Here is a 17,439-nt window from a genome sequence, read left to right on the forward strand (position 1 = left end):
TCGGCGTGAGCGTCTCCCCTGTTCAAAACCCTTGCGGGCTCAGGCTGAGGGAATCAGCTCAGCTGGTCGGACGGCGTGCGCTCGGAGTGTTGTCCACAGCCCGAGCGCACGAGTCGACCGTTGTGGGTTCAGCCTCGCTGGACGCCTTCGGTGTTGCGCAGGAGTCCTTCGCGACCGTCGGAGTCGCGGACCTTGAACCACGAACCGTTGTCTTCGAGGCCGAGGAACCAGTCACCGGGGTAGATCGTGAACACCGGCATACCGGTGGTCGCGTCAACGGCTTCGCGCGGTTCGGGAACGGCGAACCAGAACGCCTGGATGACACTCTGGCCCGAGCCGCGGTCGGAGCCATCCTGACCGGAGTCGTTCTGATTCTCATCCCGGCGATCCGAACGTTCGTCCGGGCTGCCGCCCGGCTGAACCGCGCTCTGGACGACGGTCTCATCTTCATCAACCGCGGAGTCGTTCGACACAGCATTCGATGAGGCGTTGCCGTCTCCGAACTGAGGGGCCGAAGGTGCGTTCCGTGCGTTGTCTCCGCCGCGGCCTTCCGCCTGCTCAGGCGCCGAGTCCCTGTTGCCGTAGCTGGCCACAGGCACATACTGCGTCGGCTCGTCGGCTTCCGGGTGAGCAGTTCTTTCCGACCCGGACTCAGCAGCGCCTGTTGCAGCGGGACCGTTGACGACAGTGGCGTCGTCATCGGTTGCCCCGGGGCGGGAGCCATCAACGCGGGAGTCGTTTCGGCGAACGTCATCGGCATCCGAGCGTGCCTCGGACCGATCATCGTGCGCAGAGTCGGCTGGGCTGGCCGAGTTGGCCGAAACTTCGGAGTCAGCCGAGTCATCGTCAGGCTTGAGCGCAACTCCGTCAGAGGCACGAACATTGGTGTCCGAGTCATGAGCGTTGACCTTCGAGGCGAACGAGCTGGACTCTGCAGGAGTCACGGAATCGTCACCGGTCAGCGCCGAGGAGTCATCCTGGTCTGAAGTCACAGCTGCACCTGAATCGTTGTGTGCACGATCGCCACGGCCGACGGTGTCCTCACGGTCAGCATTCACCGTGCGGTCTGAGCCGCCCGCTGTTCGGTCGGCCCCGCTGGCAATCGGTCCGCCTTCCGACTCGGGGTCGGTGTCCGCGTTGGGCGCGGCGTGGCGTCCACGACGACGTTCTGAATCCGAGATCAATGCCGAATCCGATCCACGATCGGATTCCGAACCGCGATCGGTGTCGGAAACTCGGTCGGAACCTGAACCTCGGTCAGATTCCGATCCCTTGTCAGAATCCGAGTGGGCTGAGGCGACTCCGGCAGCGGCTGCCCCGATGCCGACAGCACCCGCACCAGCAACGGCTGCGGCCGTGCCTGCATTCGAAGAATCGTCATTGCCGCTCTCGACCTTCGACTCGGTGGCACTCGAGCTGTCTGCATTTGAGCTGTTGACATTTGAACTGTCTGCGCTCGCATCACTTGGGTCGCTCGAGATACGAGCATCGCTGGAGCCCGAGCTGTCAGCAGGCACAGGAGCCTGCACTGCAGTCTCACCGTCATTGCTCCACGGGGATTCTTCACGATGAGCCCCGAAGCCGAATGTCTGCGTCGGTTCACTCTGCGTATGCTTCGGGTCCTGTGAGTGCTGAGCGCCCAGGTAGGTCTGACCTGACCCGGTGCTCTGCACTGCCTGATCCGCCGATTCACCTGCACCCGGTGCGGATTCGAACGACGATCCCTGTGCCTGTTCCTCTGGTGGAGCATAAGGGCTGTTCTGCTCAGACCCGATGGGCTGGCCGAACTGGTCCTGGCCATCAGGCTGGCCATTCTGGCCGAATTCGTCGACCTGGCCCGGTCCACCGGGCTGACCTGCTCCGTCAAACTGACCGGCGCTGCCGACCTGGTTGTGCTGGTTGAACTGATCTGCTGGCCCCGAGCCTCCGGAAGCACCGAACTGTCCCGGCTGACCCTGCTGGCCTGGCTGTCCGAACTGATCCGGTCCACCTGGCTGACCGACCTGGCTCTGTCCACCGAACTGGCCCGGGCCACCTGGCTGACCTGGATGCGCAGGCGCTCCTGGCTGGCCCTGCGAACCGAAAGCCCCATTGGGCTGGCCTCCGTTGGGCTGGCTGCCATAAGGGGCGCCGAATCCGCCTGGGCCGTTGTGTCCGCCGGGCATGTTCGCCACAGGAGCGGGATGCTGTACGTGCTTGGTCACAGGGCGCGCCTTCGGGTGCGCGGCAACCTCATCACGAATCGCGAATTCCTTGTTGAAAAAGGGAAGCATCGTGAATACGCCTGCGAAGAAGGCGATCAGGGCTGCAAAGAAGGCGAGGTATGCCCCGACGTGCCAGAACTGGACCGAGGTCAACAGGTGGACGAAAGCGAAGGTGAATGCGGCGCCAGACAGGACCGAGATCGCCTGATCAAGACTCAGCGAACCCACTTTGAGTCCGCCATTGCCGAATTTGCTGACGAATACCGCCGCCACGATCAACCAGATACCGAACACGTCGAATGTCAGAGTGCCCATTGAGTCGACGGTCCAATGCCACAGCGACCACGAAAGGAATCCGTCTGACTTGAACGGCACAAAGAGGACGACCAACGAGAGAAGCCCGGCGAAGAGCAGAAACAGATCACGCAGCGTCAGCGGCCCGAGCAGTCCCGGACCGGTACGAGGACTCTTCTGTGCTGCCGGACCCGCGGAGCCGAACTGACCCGGTGCTGAACCATAGGGACCTGGGGCCCCCGAACCGTATTGTCCCGGTGCCGAGCCATAAGGTCCGGGACCCGGGGCTGAACCGTATTGTCCCGGTCCTGAGTTCTGTGGGCCGGGGCCCGAACCGTATGGTCCTGGTCCTGAGTTCTGCGGACCAGGGCCCGAACCGTAAGGTCCTGGTCCTCCCGAACCAACAGGTCCGCCACCGTACCCGCCGGGTCCGGATGAATGCTGATCAGGTCCTGCACCGAATGCGGGGCCCGATCCGTATGCCGGCCCCTGACCGAAGGGTGGTTGGTTGCTCGGCCCGGGATTCTGCGAGTGCGGATCATGCCACTGCTGTGGACCTGATCCAGTTGGGTGCTGCGGCGAACTCATCGCTTACTCCAGTCGCGTTTGGGGACAGGGTCGTCAAATTCCATGTGTCAGTCTAGTTTCCTTCCTGACAGACTCCGACCCCATCCTTGCAGAACAGGACCCCCTGCGCACTCCTTCTGTGCTGCCTGTCAGATAAGAGTGAATCACCGAAAACGCCTCCCCCTGTTCTGGGTCGATGCATAGAGTGTGTTCTGTAGCACACCCGCAGAGTGATTGCTACCCCCGAACACCACCGTTCATCGAACGGACGACGGTGACCTGAGCCCCTGGCTCGGGTATACAGTGCAACTAGAATTTTCGATCCATCAAAGAAGCCGGAGGGAAAAATGACCGACAACACAGTAGAAACCGAATCCTTTGCCCCGCCTGAAGAGTTCGTTGCTGCCGCCAACGTCAAGGCCGACGAATACGACCGTGCCGATGCCGACTACCTGAGCTTCTGGGCCGAGCAGTCTCGAGACCTCGTCGACTGGAAGGAAGACTTCGGCGAAGTGCTCGACTGGACCAACCCGCCCTTCGCGAAGTGGTTCATCGGCGGCAAACTCAATGTGGCCTACAACTGCCTCGACCGCCATGTTCTCGCCGGCAATGGTGATCGCGTTGCCATCAACTTCGAAGGGGAGCCCGGCGACTCCCGGTCCTTCACCTACGCGGAGCTTCTCGCCGAGGTGTCCAAGGCAGCCAACACGCTCACCGACCTCGGAATCAAGGCCGGAGACCGTGTGGCGATCTATCTGCCCATGATCCCGGAAGCGATGATTTCGATGTTGGCCTGCGCCCGCCTCGGCGCCGCCCACTCTGTCGTCTTCGGCGGCTTCTCCGCCGATGCACTGCGCTCACGCATCATCGATGCCGACGCACGAGTGGTCATCACTGCAGATGGCAGCTACCGCCGCACCAAGGCCACCAGCCTCAAGCCCGCCGTCGACGAGGCCCTGTCGCATGGAGACACTCCCGTCGAAACCGTGCTCGTCGTCCGCCGCACCGGTCAGGACGTCGAGATGGTCGAGGGCCGTGATCAGTGGTGGCATGAGACCGTCGATAAGGCGAGCCCCGAGCACGAATGTGAATTCTTCGATTCCGAGAATCCGCTGTTCGTCCTCTACACCTCGGGAACGACAGGTAAGCCGAAGGGCATTCTGCATACCTCGGGCGGCTACCTCACCCAGGTTCTGTATTCGATGAAGGCCGTCTTCGACATCAAGCCCGAGTCCGACGTCTTCTGGTGCACCGCCGACGTCGGCTGGGTCACCGGACACTCCTACGTCACGTACGGCCCGCTGGCCGCCGGCGTCACTCAGATTGTCTATGAGGGCACGCCTGACACGCCGCACCAGGGCCGCTGGTGGGAGATCATCGAGAAGTACAAGGCCACGATCCTCTACGCCGCACCGACGGCGATCCGCACGTTCATGAAGTGGGGCGAGGAGATTCCGGCCAAATACGATCTCTCCAGCCTGCGTCTGCTCGGCAGCGTCGGCGAACCGATCAACCCCGAGGCCTGGCGCTGGTACCACCGCGTCGTCGGCGGCGAGCGCTGCCCCATCGTCGACACCTGGTGGCAGACCGAGACCGGCGCACACATGATCGCTCCGCTTCCCGGCGTCATGTCGACGAAGCCCGGCTCTTCGCAGCGTCCGATCCCCGGCATCTCCGTCGACGTCGTCGACGATGAGGGAAACAGCCCAGCGGGACCCGAAGGCGGACTCCTCGTCATTCGCCAACCATGGCCGTCCATGCTGCGCGGTATCTGGAACGATCCGGAGCGCTTCAAGGAAACGTACTGGTCACGGTTCGAGAACACCTACTTCGCAGGGGATGGTGCCAGGCGCGATGAGGATGGCGACATCTGGTTCCTCGGCCGGGTCGATGACGTGATGAACGTGTCCGGGCACCGTCTGTCGACGGCCGAGATCGAGTCGTCCTTGGTTGCCCACCCCTATGTCGCCGAGGCGGCTGTCGTCGGTGCCGCCGACGATACGTCCGGTCAGGCCGTCGTTGCGTTCGTCATCGTGGGCCACGATGTCGAAGACTCTCCTGAGACGTCTGAGCTGCTGCGTCAGCACGTCGGCAAGGACATCGGACCGATCGCGAAGCCGAAGAAGGTCCACATCGTGTCCGAACTGCCGAAGACCCGATCAGGCAAGATCATGCGTCGTCTGCTGAAGGACGTTGCTGAGCACCGCAAGGTGGGTGACTCCTCAACCCTGGCCGACGCTTCGGTCATGGACCAGATCGAGGAATCGGTGGCGAAGTCCTGATCCTGCGCTGAGACGAACCCGCCGGTGAGAACGGATGCTCCAAGTGAGCCGTTCGGGATTCATCTGGCGGGTTTTTCTCATTTTACTGACCGTATCTCTTTGGTCACCAGGCACGTTCAGACTACTCTTAAGAAAGATTGTCCAAGTTTTTGTCGATAAGGAGCACTCATGGCTGAGAGGTCGATCAGCGAACTGATCAAAGGCATCGGCGACGATTCCAAAGCGATCGCCGAGGAAGAAATTGCGCTGGCCAAGGCAGAGGCCACCGCTGGTGCGAAGAACTTGGGCATCGGTTCGGCGCTTGCCGTCGTCGCCCTGTTCTTCTTGTTCTTGTCATCGTTCATGGTGATTTTCGCCGGGGCCGCAGCATTCCACGAAGGACTGGGTTGGCCGTGGTGGGGAAGCTTCCTCATTGTCTTCGGCATCCTCGCGGTGCTTGCCATCATCCTCGTTCTGATTGCCCTGCCCCTGTTCAAGAAGGGCAACCCGGTTCCGGGCACAGCGATCGGTTCGGCCAAGTCTCTGGTCGCTTCAGTCAAGCGCGCGGTGAAGAACCCTTCAGGTCCTCGGTACTGACAGATCTCGCAACCAAGCGCAGCAGCATAGCTCCAAACTTCGGTGGCGTCGGGCTCAGCCCGGCGCCACCGGTGTATTCACCGTCAGCGCCGTTTGGCAGCCCGTTCCTTGGCCTCGCGAAGAGTCTGACGTTCGCGCTTTCGCGCCTCTGCGAGGACTTTCTGTGCCTGCTTAACCGCCTTCTGCGCGTCGCGATACTTGTTGTCGGCCATGACAGTCGGGTCGCCGTCGGGAATATCCTCCGACCCCTCAGCCGCGACTCTCTCAGACCCCGACGCCTCACCAGCAGAGCCTGACGCCCCACCAGCAGAACCTACCGCCTCGGTGTCTTCATGAGTATCGGTCGCCTCCCCAGCGCGCTGACGCCCGACTAGCTCGATGTAGTCGGCAAGCCCGTCCAGTCCTCGCTCGAAGCCGAAGACGAATGGGTCAGATTCCGAGGTGAACACTCCAGCGTCAATAGCCCGACGTAGGAACGGGTAGCCATCTTCTGTGATGACCGTGTCGAACAGTCGAGATTCCTGCTCAGACACCTCGGCGTCGTTCAAGCCCTTCGCACGTCCCTGCTGCTGATATCCGGCAAGAATGGATCCCCTCCAGCGTGCGGCCCCGGTCACCAGCAGAGACGCGGCCATCTTCTCATCCTCGGTCAGTGACGTCGCATCCAGCGCTTCGAGACTGGCCTCGAGCCATGCGGAACTGTTGGGAGTGATCGGACTGCCGGTGATCGGCATTGTCAGCAACCATGACTTGCGGCGATAGACCTCCGTCTGTGCCTCGTAGAGTTCCTCAAGTCTGGCTCGCCATGCAGGTTCCTCAGCACTGATTTCGGGTGGCAGGCCTGTGGCCTCCTCTTGCATGAGCAGCAGCAGGTCGTCTTTAGCGCTGACATAGCGGTAGAGCGACATCGGTGTGTATCCGAGACGTTTGGCCACAGCAGACATCGAGACTGCGGTGATGCCTTCCTGGTCAGCGATCTCGATTGCAGCATCGACGATTCTCTCAACGCTCATCTCCCGCTTGGGCCCACGCTGCGGCGTTGCTGCCACTCCCCAGGCCAAAGCGATTCCGCGCGGAAGCTGCTCAATCGGTTCTTCACTGTCCATCTCTTCATCTTATATTGTGTATGGCATATATTGCGTGTTACTGTCATATACAGTTTAAGTGCTACACAGTATGTTCTACACGTCGAAAGGCAGACCTCATGGACTCCACAGGCTCAGGAACGACCTCGGCTCCAGCTTCGACTCCGGGACTCGGATCAGTGTCCGCTGAGGCGAAGGTCGGCGGCGCAGCTGAAGCAATCACGTTCGCCGGGGTGACGAAGTCATTCGGGCACAAGACCGTTCTCCAGGAGTTCGACCTCTCCGTACACAGAGGTGAGGTCTTCGCCCTGCTCGGCGCCAATGGCGCTGGCAAAACCACGGTCATCAACATTCTCACGACGCTCGAGAACACGGATTCCGGAGCAGTGCACGTCATGGGAGTCGATGTGCGCACCGATCCCGCCGAGGCGAAGCGTCGCTTCGCCGTCACCGGGCAGTCCGCGGCTGTCGACACCTACCTTTCGACCGCAGAGAACCTCGTCCTTCTCGGTCGGCTCTCCGGTCTTTCCCGACGCGCAGCGAAGGCGCGGAGTGAAGAGCTCGCCTTAAGCCTGAGCTTGAACTCATTCATGGATCGTCGGGTGGGATCGCTCTCGGGAGGAATGCGACGCAGACTCGACCTCGCTCTCAGTCTCGTCGTGCCCGTCGACGTGCTCATCCTTGACGAGCCGACCACGGGGCTCGACACCCGCTCACGCCGTGAGCTGTGGGCCGAAATTGAACGGCTGTCTGCCGAAGGCACCACGGTGTTCCTGACAACACAGTATTTGGAAGAGGCCGATGCCTTAGCCGATCGGATCGGACTGCTCGATCGAGGGCGGCTGACGGGGCTGGGAACGCCGTCACAGCTGAAGGCACGGGTCGGAGAGGACACCGTCGCCGTTCACGACGAGGAGGGTTCGACGGTGGCAGAGGAACCGACAGACGGAACCGTACGTGGGATCGCGGCAGTGCTCACTCCGCTCCTCGACGCCTCCCCCGGGGCCTCCGTCTCACTCCGCACCCCGAGCCTCGACGACGTCTTTCTGGCCTTCACCTCAACCGATGACAATCCCAACCGCTGATTCCCGCACCCAACCGCTGATTCCCGCACCCGATCACTGACTCCCCCACCCATCACAGGGCTTCACCTCCCATCGACCCACAACTGAGATTGGACCATCATGACCGACCACCGGACCATCGCTGCGAACGATGAAGCCTCTCCAGCTCCTTCTTCGGCCCCTATCCAGCCGCACCGAGTCAGAACCCGCAGCCGAGCGCCGGGGGCCAGCGCAGAAGTCGCCCTCATCGGGCGCAGCCTGCGCCACGCAGTCCGCGATGTCGAATCAATGCTCATGGCGATTGCACTGCCAGTTCTCCTGATGCTTATGTTCACGTTCGTGTTCGGTGGTGCGCTCGATCCTGGCGGTGACTACGTCAACTATGTGGTCCCCGGAATCGTACTCACCTGCGCCGGCTTCGGTGCAGCCTCGACCTCGCTGTCGGTGGCGAACGACATGACCTCTGGATTCGTCGATCGATTGCGCGCGATGCCGATGAGGGCGTCAGCGGTCATCACAGGACACGTGGTGGCGAGCCTACTGAAGAATCTGTTCGCCACAGGAGTCGTCATCGCCGTGGCGGTGCTCATCGGCTTCCGACCAACGGCAGATCTGGGTCAATGGCTGGCGACGATAGCTCTCATTGCGCTCTACATCCTGGCTATCACCTACCTCTTCGCTGCCATCGGACTGGCGTCGAAGTCCGCCGAGTCGGCCAATGGGTACGGCTTCATCCTGCTGTTCCTGCCATACGTATCCAGCGCCTTTGTGCCGGTCGAGACGATGCCGGGATGGCTGACGGTCTTTGCCGACAACCAGCCGATCACGCCGATCATCGATGCATTGCGCAGCCTGCTCATCGGCACCGAGATGGGCAACTCCGGCGTGCTCGCGGTCGGGTGGTGCGCGGTGATTCTGGGACTCGCAGCTATCTGGGCCTCACGGCTGTTCACCGCCAAGGTCGGTCGCCGTTAAACTCCCGCTACGACACATCGCGCCATGGCCCCGATAGATTCTTCGAGGCGAAGTCATTGAGCCGAATTCGTGGAGAGGAACGTGCGGAACCGCGCACCGAACAGATATTCGACGGTGCTTGCCCCGCGATCGGGTATCACCTTGCCGGTCTTTCGTCTCGGCTGCGGCGGACCATGGGCTTTGTCGATTCCTTGGAATCGCCGGCGCGGCTTCACTGCACTCTCGTCTATGGTGTCGGCGTCAGTGTGGGTTGCGGCAGCATCTTCGAATTTGCCAACACCTGCCCGGGAGTCGATCGGCTTGGTCCTCGTCTCGTAGCGGTGGCCCGTCGGGGTCTTCACGATCAGTTTCTCGGGAGACGATACGTGCTTCCAGCCGTTGAGCTCCTTGGCGAAATTGCAGGCGGCGCACAGGCCCGAGGCATTGTCCCAATCGGTGTCGCCACCAGCGGCGAAGGCCGTGGCATGGTCAGCGTGTTTGATCTGCGCATCGCACCATGGTGAGCGGCAGACGTCGTCACGGATGACGATCATGCGTCGCAGCAGTCCCGAGAACTCCCGGCGGCGGGAGTCCATGCGCACCAGCTGGCCGTCGTCCGGGCGGGTGTAGAGCCTGCGCAGGAATACACTCGCCTCGTTCTCGGCAACGAACTTCCGTGCCGCTCCGGCAGGGAGTGGTCCGACGCCGGGCAGCCACGCCGGAGTGTCTCCGGGCCCGACCAGGCTGTCATCGTTCATCACGAGGTGGATCTCCGTGGGCACCGCCTCGGCGCACTCCTGGCCTGTGGTCCGTTCGACGAGCAGGTCAGCCATGACCTGAGACTGTGTGCGTCTGCCCGATTCCCCGGTCCCGATGAGCGAAGCCGCGGATTTCTTCAGGTTCGCGTAGACGGCCACTGCCTGAGGCATGGGCAGCAACGCGCTGAGGTATGCCATGTTGCCGGGTGCCGGACGAACCGAGACTGCCCGTTCTTCGATGCATTTCTCAAGGTGTGCCACGGCCGCCTGCTGATCGACCTGCTGTGCCAGGGCGCGAACTTCGTTGCCAAGTCGACCGACCCCCACCTCGGCGAGGCGATCAGCCATGCGTTCGTCGACCTGTCGCCGCTTGTCCCTAGGAAGCCAGTCGGTTTCCTTCGCAACGGCTCGAGCCTTCTCTTCGGAGATGCTGCCGGTCCTCAACGCCGAATAGGTGTGGGGCAGATCGATGAGCAGGGAACGCGAGAATTTCAGGAGCGTGCTCCCCCGGGCCCGAGACACCTTGCGAGCCAGTGCGATCTCCGCTCCGACACCCTTGCCCTGCTTTCTGCTCGTCATGCCTTCTTCGGCTTCACGATTGCGTCGACGCATGTCGAAGGTCAGGGTTTCCCTGGCTTGGGCCGCAGCAGCGGCAGATGTCAGTTCCTCGAGCGCAGTGATCCTGTCGATGGCATCGACCTCGCTGAGGGCCGGAGGCAGATTCGACAGCACCTCGTGCCACCGATGTATCTCGGTGATCACCTCGGGAACCGACTGTGCTTCCATACCCATCAGGCTAGCTTTCGCCACTGACACGACATTCTTCGCCGGTGTTGCTCCTGGTCAGAAGTCGATGTCGATGTGTGCGTCGCGGTCCCAGTCGCCGGCCCAGCCGAGATGGTCGAGAGCGAAGTCGAGGATGCCTGCGGTGAAGCCCCAGACCTTGAGCACGCCGACGTCGAAGGCCGGTGTGGTGATCTTCAGGTCCGGTCGGGAGAACGTGCCCCGATTGGCTGGTGCCACCAGGTCAGCGACAGAAACCCGGTAGACGGAGTACGACTCCGATTTGTCCATCACCCGCACTGCCCCGGGCTGGGCCCAATAGCCGATGACCGGAGTGACCTGAAACTTGCTGACGGGGATGTAGAGCGGATCCATCTGCCCGAGTACGTCGACCGTCGCGGGCACGATCCCGGCCTCTTCCTGCGCCTCGCGCAGGGCTGCGGCGACCAGGGAGTCGTCTTCCGGGTCCCGACCGCCGCCGGGAAATGCCACTTGACCTGGGTGATTGCGCAGCGTGCTCGCCCGCTGCAGCAAGACGATGTCAACGTCGACACCGAAGTCTGCCAGGCGTGATGACTCGCCTCGACCGGCGTCTGTGCGCGGCTGGCCTCCCCTGCCGAAGAGCATGAGAACCGCAGCATCACGCACCGAATGATCGTCCGGTGCCGGCGTTCGTCGCAGCCACTCTGGTGAACCATTCGATGCCGCCAGATTCTCCAGCTGAGTCCGCAGCGTCTGGTCATGGACGACGTCACGGACGTCTGCGGCCTGAACTGAGTCCTGATCGCTCGGGTTGGGACCTACCTGCCGATGTTCACTCGCGTCGGCGCTCATGCCTGGGGCGCCATTTCGAAACGCAACATTGCCCGCGCCTTCTCCGGATCGAGTTCCCCGACCCCGAACGAGGGACACAGAGCCATCAATGGGCAGGCTCCACAGGCGGGCCTGCGCGAGTGGCAGATACGTCGTCCGTGGAAGATGACCCGGTGGGAGAGCAGAGTGAGATCCTTCTTCGGGAACAGGGCCGCGATCTCATGCTCGGCCTTGACCGGGTCGTCCTCCTCGGTCCATCCGAGTCTGCGTGCCAGGCGTCCCATGTGTGTGTCCACGGTCAGTCCTGGGGTGTCGAAGGCGTTTCCGAGCACCACGTTGGCTGTCTTGCGGCCGACTCCGGCGAGCTTGACGAGCCTGTCCAAGGAATTGGGGACCTCGCCGTCGTAGGTGTCGACGAGTTCGTTCGCGAGTTTGACGATGTTGCGGGCCTTCGCCCGGTAGAAGCCCGTCGAGTGGATGAGCTCCTCGACCTCGATGAGGTTGGCCACCGCGAGGCCGTGCGCGTCGGGGAAGACGGAGAACAGTCCCGGCGTCACCGCATTGACCCGGATGTCTGTGGTCTGTGCCGACAGGACAGTCGCGATGAGGAGCTGGAACGGGGTCTCGAAGTCGAGCTCGCACTTCGCGTTCGGATACACCTCGGCGAGGATTCGATGAATCTTCCTCGCCCGTCGGGTCTTGCCCAATGAGGTTTCCTTCGCGAACTTCCGCGCGCTCTTCTCTGCCACCGTCAACACGACTCACCATCCTAATCTGTGCCCCGGCTTTGCGCAGTTGCGTCCCTCACATCGCCGGGGTGGGGCTGCCCTTTCCCGGCGAACGGGATCGTCCATACGCAACCGTGGCCCACCTCGGCGAGGGTGGAGGAAACGCAAACAAAACCCCTTGTTTTGCACTAATGCCGCAAACTCCGGGGCCTTTGCTGGTATCAGCACCATTGACCAGGTAGATTTATCTGTGATTACCACGACAAGGAGGACACAGTGGATATTGAAGTTGTGCGGGGCGCCACGCTCTTCGCAGGTTTGGACGATGAGGCCACAAGCGCATTGATGAAGTTCATGAACCCGCGGAGTCTCCGTCGGGGAACCGTGCTTTTCCACGAGGGCGATGCCGGTGACGAACTCTATATCGTCTCCAGCGGCAAGCTCAAGATCGGCCGCGAGTCCTCCGACGGCCGCGAAAATCTGCTCTCGGTCATCGGACCGGGCGAGATCATCGGTGAGCTCAGCCTCTTCGATCCGGGCCCACGTTCGACCTCTGTCACCGCTGTCTCTCAGTCCGAGCTGCTCAGCCTCAAGCATGAGGACCTCACGACCTGGCTCGATGAGCGCCCACGTGCGGCGATGAACCTGCTCAAGGCTCTGGCTCAGCGTCTGCGTCGGACCAATGAGACCGTTGGTGACCTCGTGTTCTCCGATGTTCCCGGTCGCGTTGCCAAGGCGTTGCTGGACCTTGCCTCTCGCTTCTCGAAGCCGGCACCGGACGGCGTCCTCGTTGCTCACGACCTGACGCAGGAAGAGCTCGCGCAGCTCGTCGGCGCCTCGCGTGAGACCGTGAACAAGGCTCTGGCCGACTTCGCAGCTCGTGGCTTCATCCGTCTCGAAGCTCGTTCCGTCGTCATCCTCGACATGGAGCGCATGCGCAACCGCGCCCGCTGATCCACCCAGCGACGTCCGGCCGCTGTGGCCTCGTGGACGCCGCGACGAGAGACGCCCCAGCCGATTCGGCTGGGGCGTCTCTTATGCGCACTTCAAAGCCCTGGACGCTTGCCGGGAGGTGAAGGCCGATGCCGCTCAGGCGTCGTCGGCGGCGGGCAGAGCGTCGAGATAGGCCAGCTGGGCCTTGACGATCTGCTCGGCCGCCGGCCGTACATTCGCAGCGACGTCGTGGTAGACGATGTCGCACACCTCCGAGGCGGTGCACGCCCCCTGCTCGAGTGCCGCCTTGACCTGCTCGATGCGTTCGAGTCGATGGGAGCGGTAGTAGTCGATCACCTCGGCGGGGGCGTCGATGCGCTCACCGTGGGCCGGTTCGATGATCGCGAACTCACCCGCGTCGAGCAGCTCCTTCAATCGGTCGAGGGAGTTCAGGTAGTCGCGCAGGGATCCTTCCGGGTGGGTGACGATCGTCGTCCCCTCCCCCAGGATCGTGTCGCCGCTGTAGAGGGTTCCGGCGTGGATGAGGCTGATGCTGTCGCTCGTGTGGCCGGGAGTGGCGATGACGCGCAGAATGTCGGCCGGAGTGGTGCCGAAGACGATCTCGTCGCCGTCTGCCACGGGTTCGGTGTGGCGGGCAAAACGCTCGAGCACGGCATAGACGGGCACCTCGGGAGCCCACTGCTCGATGCTTCCGAGCATCTCGGAATGGTCGGCGTGCTGGTGGGTCAGAACGATCGCTGTCAGGTCACGGTCGGCCACCTCGGCGAGGAATGCCTGACAGTGGTCGGCCATCTCGGGACCGGGATCGATGACGACCGCAGAGTTGTCATCCTGGCTGGTGAGCACGTAGGTGTTCGTTCCGGTCAGGGTCATCGGGCCGGGATTGTTCGCACGGATTCTCATGAGTCGTCGCTCTCCTCGTCTGTCGTTTCGTCATCGTCGTCACCGCCGAATGTCAGGAAGCCGGGGCTCTGGTCGTTGTCGGTCTCGCCGACGGCGACCGCACGGTCGCGCAGGCTGCCTTTGCTGTGGGGGTCTTTGCCCGTGTGGATGACGACTTTCCAATCGCCGTCGTCGTCGATGATCTCCGGACGCAGCGGGTGGACGTTGCGGACCTGTGCCATGGCCGCGCCCACGGTTGGGACCTCGGCGAGGCTTTCGACGATGATGCGGGCGGCCGCGCTGATGCGGTTGGGGTCGCCGCCCACCTCGGCGAGGATCTGGCCCGGGCGTTTCCACCCGGCGGAGGTCTCGTTCGGTGACAGGAAGTCGACGTCCTGGCCGAAGGGCACGGTGGCGATGAAATAGGTGGTGTCGAACCGATGCAGCTGGGTGGGGGTGTTGATCCAGCGCAGCCACGGTTTGCATAGGTCGGGGCGCAATCGGAGGTCACGATCGCGCAACACCTGGGACCAGGACACTTCGTTCGAGAACAGCCTCGATCGGGTGGTATGCCAGTCCGTCTGCGGTGTGGCCACGATCTCCCGATCGACATCCTCGGCGAGCAGAATTCCAGTGGCTGCGAAGGTGATGCGGGCGGCCGCGGAGAAGTGGTGCAGGGCGCGGGATTTGTTCTCGATGCTCAGCGCACGTGCGCACCGGGCCGAATTCCATCCGGCCAGAGGCAGCTTCCGCACATCGCCCGGGCGCAGGCTGCTGGTGGGGAATGCCCACCGATTGCGGTCCTCAACGCCGCGAGCGTCGAGCTGCCGGGTGATGAAGAGTTCCAGCCCGTCCGCGGAGTCCCGGATCAGCACGATCGCCGAGGTGGGGCGCGGGGCTTCGGGGACGGGCCACCGTCCGTCGGACTGCCAGTGGTCAAGCAGCCACCGCAGTTCCGACGAGACGGGAAGAGTGCGTCCGCTAAGCGGCATCGCCTGAGACCTCGACGATGACTTCGACCTCGACGGGCGTTCCCAGTGGCAGAGTGTTGACACCGACGGCGCTGCGGGCATGCTGCCCACGGTCTCCGAAGATCTCACCATAGAGTTCGGACACGCCGTTGATGACGGCCGGCTGCTGGGTGAAGTCGTCGGCGGAGTTGACGAAGCCGGTGACCTTGACGACACGCACGACATTGTCGAGGTCGCCGATGACTCCGGCAATCGCGGCCAGGGCGTTGAGACCGGCGGTGCGGGCCAGCTGGTAGCCGGTGTCGAGGTCGACGTCCGTGCCCAGGTGTCCGGTGGCGGGCAGCTTGCCGTCGACGACTGGCAGCTGGCCGGAGGTGTAGACATAGTCACCGGTGCGCAGTGCGGGAACGTAGGCACCGGCTGGTGTGGCGATCTCGGGCAGTTCGAGGCCGAGTTCGCTCAGACGCTCAAGGGTCTTCGACATTGTTCTTCTTTCGGTGAGGGTTGGGTATCAGCGGTCCGGCCGGTTCAGCTCACTCTTTGGGGCGCTTGAGGTAGGCCACTAGTCCGTTGTTGTCCGGGCCGGGAACGACCTGCACGAGTTCGTATCCGTCTTCGCCCCACTGGTCGAGGATCTGCTTCGTCGCGTGGACGATGAGCGGCACGGTGACGTATTCCCACTTGGTCATGATTCTCCTCAGTTGTCTGTTCACAATGGCGGGTGCCGATCCCAAGACTATCCGAGATGACCGTTTTCAGTGGGGCCGTTGTATCAGGTGGAGAGACGTGGCGGGGGCGCACCTGATAGCCGGCTCAACGATGACGCCTAGTCGATCAAGTACACGACTGTGAAACAGGTTGCGGTGCCGACTGGACCTGTGCAGAGCACGCCGAACCACCACCAGTAGAACCTGGTCCACCGATGCAGGATCGCCCACACGAATGCTGCTGCGAAGAAGGGCAGACAGACCAACGCGAAGATGACGAGGCTGATCTCCAGGTCGTTCTCATAGCATCCCGAACCAACTGGTCCGCTGGGGCACTCCATGCGGTTGAGCCACTCTGAGAAGCCGGCGATCACAAGGATCGTCGGGACGATCGAGACCATGGCACCGAGCGAGCACAGGACGGCGTAGATCCACTCCGCACCTTCCGGCCACATTCTGTTTCGCGACTCGGCGGGCGTACTCTCATGCATGCGTATCACGAGTCCTGACTTTGTCTCCTGACCATCTGCCCACCCAACCCACGTAGCGAGTCTACCGGCGTATCACCACGCACTACTCGGTTGTATCGGCTGCCACCTGAGAAAGTCGCCTACCCGAGATACCTCTCACGCTCCGGCTCCGGATAGGCCCAAATGGATTGGGATATGCGCGGGGGTCTGCCTATCGGGCAGTAAAGCATAGGTGAGAGACAGAGCGGACGCTCCGCCCCTGACAATGGTGCAAGAAACTCATTTCCATACATGGTGTTCGTAGTAGTATCGCACCAGCGCCATGCCTGGGTCAGGGGTCCGTGTCGCGCTCCCCGGTGTGGCGAAAACACCAGGCAATTTGGTCAAGTTATTGCTCATCATCGTGTGCACAGTCTGATCCCCCATCTTGATGTCGGCTGAGAATCCGGCAGTGTTCCGGTCTTTCGGCAGGGGGTTGAAGTCGTCACCAGACAATTCCCAGACCGTCCAGTATTTCGTGTACCAGGTGTCGTCGCTGAGATACTTGATCTTCTTGCTTCCGACAGGCGTGAGCTTCAGCGTAGTCTCGGGCCCGCACTTCTTCACCTCCAAACCATCGCGGAGACCGATGGTGACCTGTTTGACGGACACATCAGCGATCTCGTCGTTCGCGACGGTTCCAGATCCGAGCGGCGTGGACGTGAGAAGGATCTTGTCCGTCGAATAGGGAATGTAGGTGTAATTTGATGTCTCGTTGTCTAGCTCGCTCGTGATCTCATCGGTCGATCCGACGAACACCGGTAGGTACGCGAAGGCCATCTGACCGTCATCCACGTCTCGCCAGCCGCCCTCGTTGACCTCGTCAAGCGAGCAATAGGTGTCTGGGTCCTCATCGTGAGCCGCCTGCTGGACCTGTTCAGAAGTGTTCGTCGTTGGCGACTGGTTGCCCTCGTCACCGCCGTTGTTATCACTGATGGGAGAGGCATTTTCGGAACCGCCGAGTACGGAACAGCCGGTGAGACCGATCAGTCCTATGACAACGCTGCTCAGCATTGTTCCGAAGCTTGTTACGCGGCGAGGCGATCTGTTGGGCCGCGATGACGAGTACCACAGTTTCACGTAGGCGATTTCCTCAGTGCGGGGAGGTCAGATCTTATGACTTCAGACCTTCAGAGCCTCCAGACTACATGAGCTATCTATACACTTCCTGACCAGCACAGGGGTGAGTCCCATAGAGTGGTGGCATTCCCACCAGGGACTTCACCCCCAAAAATGTGAAGAACCATCGTGGGATCCCGCTAGTAGTTCCGCCAAGAACCTCACGAAAGGCATCCCACGATGGCTGAC

16 protein-coding genes are annotated in these 17,439 nt (G+C 62.2%); 5 read left to right on the plus strand and 11 right to left on the minus strand.

The features are described 5' to 3' along the window. Positions 1-128: 128 nt before the first annotated feature. Positions 129-2,519 carry a hypothetical protein gene (locus BAUR9175_RS15030; protein WP_101584277.1) on the minus strand — a complete coding sequence of 797 codons (2,391 nt, stop codon included), beginning with the start codon at positions 2,517-2,519 and terminating at the stop codon, positions 129-131. 893 nt (positions 2,520-3,412) lie between these two features. Here BAUR9175_RS15030 and acs point away from each other — a divergent pair. Both acs and BAUR9175_RS15045 read left to right on the plus strand, forming a co-directional pair. Then, a complete protein-coding gene (gene acs, locus BAUR9175_RS15040; protein ID WP_096146617.1) occupies positions 3,413-5,347 on the plus strand; it encodes an acetate--CoA ligase in 1,935 nt (644 codons plus the stop codon). Positions 5,348-5,515: 168 nt separating this feature from the next. Beyond that, positions 5,516-5,923, plus strand: coding sequence for a phage holin family protein (locus tag BAUR9175_RS15045; RefSeq protein WP_009883350.1), 408 nt, complete (start codon positions 5,516-5,518; stop codon positions 5,921-5,923). A gap of 83 nt (positions 5,924-6,006) precedes the next feature. Here BAUR9175_RS15045 and BAUR9175_RS15050 read toward each other — a convergent pair whose 3' ends face one another. Then, positions 6,007-7,029, minus strand: coding sequence for a TetR/AcrR family transcriptional regulator (locus BAUR9175_RS15050; protein ID WP_101584283.1), 1,023 nt, complete (start codon positions 7,027-7,029; stop codon positions 6,007-6,009). A gap of 98 nt (positions 7,030-7,127) precedes the next feature. Between BAUR9175_RS15050 and BAUR9175_RS15055 the strand changes: the two genes are divergently transcribed. Together BAUR9175_RS15055 and BAUR9175_RS15060 are read left to right on the plus strand one after the other, a co-directional pair. Continuing rightward, positions 7,128-8,093, plus strand: a complete 966-nt coding sequence (locus tag BAUR9175_RS15055; protein WP_009883348.1) for an ABC transporter ATP-binding protein — start codon at positions 7,128-7,130, stop codon at positions 8,091-8,093. Between the two features lie 99 nt (positions 8,094-8,192). Continuing rightward, positions 8,193-9,047, plus strand: coding sequence for an ABC transporter permease (locus tag BAUR9175_RS15060; RefSeq protein ID WP_009883347.1), 855 nt, complete (start codon positions 8,193-8,195; stop codon positions 9,045-9,047). Between the two features lie 53 nt (positions 9,048-9,100). Here BAUR9175_RS15060 and BAUR9175_RS15065 read toward each other — a convergent pair whose 3' ends face one another. The 3 genes from BAUR9175_RS15065 to nth are packed head-to-tail and all read right to left on the minus strand — an operon-like array spanning position 9,101 to position 12,138. Beyond that, on the minus strand, positions 9,101-10,570 hold the full coding sequence (locus BAUR9175_RS15065; protein ID WP_096168517.1) for an HNH endonuclease: 1,470 nt from the start codon (positions 10,568-10,570) through the stop codon (positions 9,101-9,103). Positions 10,571-10,627: 57 nt separating this feature from the next. Continuing rightward, entirely contained in the window at positions 10,628-11,401 is a 774-nt protein-coding gene (locus tag BAUR9175_RS15070) for an NUDIX hydrolase (protein ID WP_096158370.1), read from the minus strand. Next, positions 11,398-12,138 carry an endonuclease III gene (gene nth / locus BAUR9175_RS15075; RefSeq protein ID WP_096168518.1) on the minus strand — a complete coding sequence of 247 codons (741 nt, stop codon included), beginning with the start codon at positions 12,136-12,138 and terminating at the stop codon, positions 11,398-11,400. Before nth ends, BAUR9175_RS15070 begins: the two co-directional genes overlap by 4 nt. A gap of 246 nt (positions 12,139-12,384) precedes the next feature. Here nth and BAUR9175_RS15080 point away from each other — a divergent pair, with 246 nt between their 5' ends. Continuing rightward, on the plus strand, positions 12,385-13,062 hold the full coding sequence (locus BAUR9175_RS15080) for a Crp/Fnr family transcriptional regulator (RefSeq protein ID WP_069599638.1): 678 nt from the start codon (positions 12,385-12,387) through the stop codon (positions 13,060-13,062). 135 nt (positions 13,063-13,197) lie between these two features. Here BAUR9175_RS15080 and BAUR9175_RS15085 read toward each other — a convergent pair whose 3' ends face one another. The 6 genes from BAUR9175_RS15085 to BAUR9175_RS15105 all read right to left on the minus strand — a co-directional run bounded on the left by BAUR9175_RS15085 (position 13,198) and on the right by BAUR9175_RS15105 (position 17,145). Continuing rightward, the gene (locus BAUR9175_RS15085; protein WP_009883342.1) at positions 13,198-13,965 is read right to left on the minus strand and encodes an MBL fold metallo-hydrolase; all 768 of its coding nucleotides are present in this window, start codon (positions 13,963-13,965) and stop codon (positions 13,198-13,200) included. Further along, positions 13,962-14,936 (minus strand): NUDIX hydrolase, encoded by a 975-nt coding sequence (locus tag BAUR9175_RS15090; RefSeq protein ID WP_009883341.1) that lies wholly within the window; start codon positions 14,934-14,936, stop codon positions 13,962-13,964. The genes BAUR9175_RS15085 and BAUR9175_RS15090 overlap by 4 nt, the downstream gene beginning before the upstream one ends. After that, a complete protein-coding gene (locus BAUR9175_RS15095; protein ID WP_009883340.1) occupies positions 14,926-15,399 on the minus strand; it encodes a RidA family protein in 474 nt (157 codons plus the stop codon). Before BAUR9175_RS15095 ends, BAUR9175_RS15090 begins: the two co-directional genes overlap by 11 nt. A 49-nt stretch (positions 15,400-15,448) precedes the next feature. Further along, positions 15,449-15,604 (minus strand): Sp36 family protein, encoded by a 156-nt coding sequence (gene sp36, locus BAUR9175_RS19405; protein ID WP_009883339.1) that lies wholly within the window; start codon positions 15,602-15,604, stop codon positions 15,449-15,451. A 137-nt stretch (positions 15,605-15,741) separates the two neighbouring features. Then, the gene (locus tag BAUR9175_RS15100) at positions 15,742-16,113 is read right to left on the minus strand and encodes a hypothetical protein (protein ID WP_131259955.1); all 372 of its coding nucleotides are present in this window, start codon (positions 16,111-16,113) and stop codon (positions 15,742-15,744) included. 258 nt (positions 16,114-16,371) lie between these two features. Next, complete coding sequence (locus tag BAUR9175_RS15105; RefSeq protein ID WP_009883337.1) at positions 16,372-17,145, minus strand: hypothetical protein; 774 nt, start codon at positions 17,143-17,145, stop codon at positions 16,372-16,374. Between the last annotated feature and the right edge of the window lie 294 nt (positions 17,146-17,439).

Origin of the sequence: Brevibacterium aurantiacum (genome assembly GCF_900169065.1) — a bacterium.
Taxonomy (GTDB): Bacteria; Actinomycetota; Actinomycetes; order Actinomycetales; family Brevibacteriaceae; genus Brevibacterium; species Brevibacterium aurantiacum.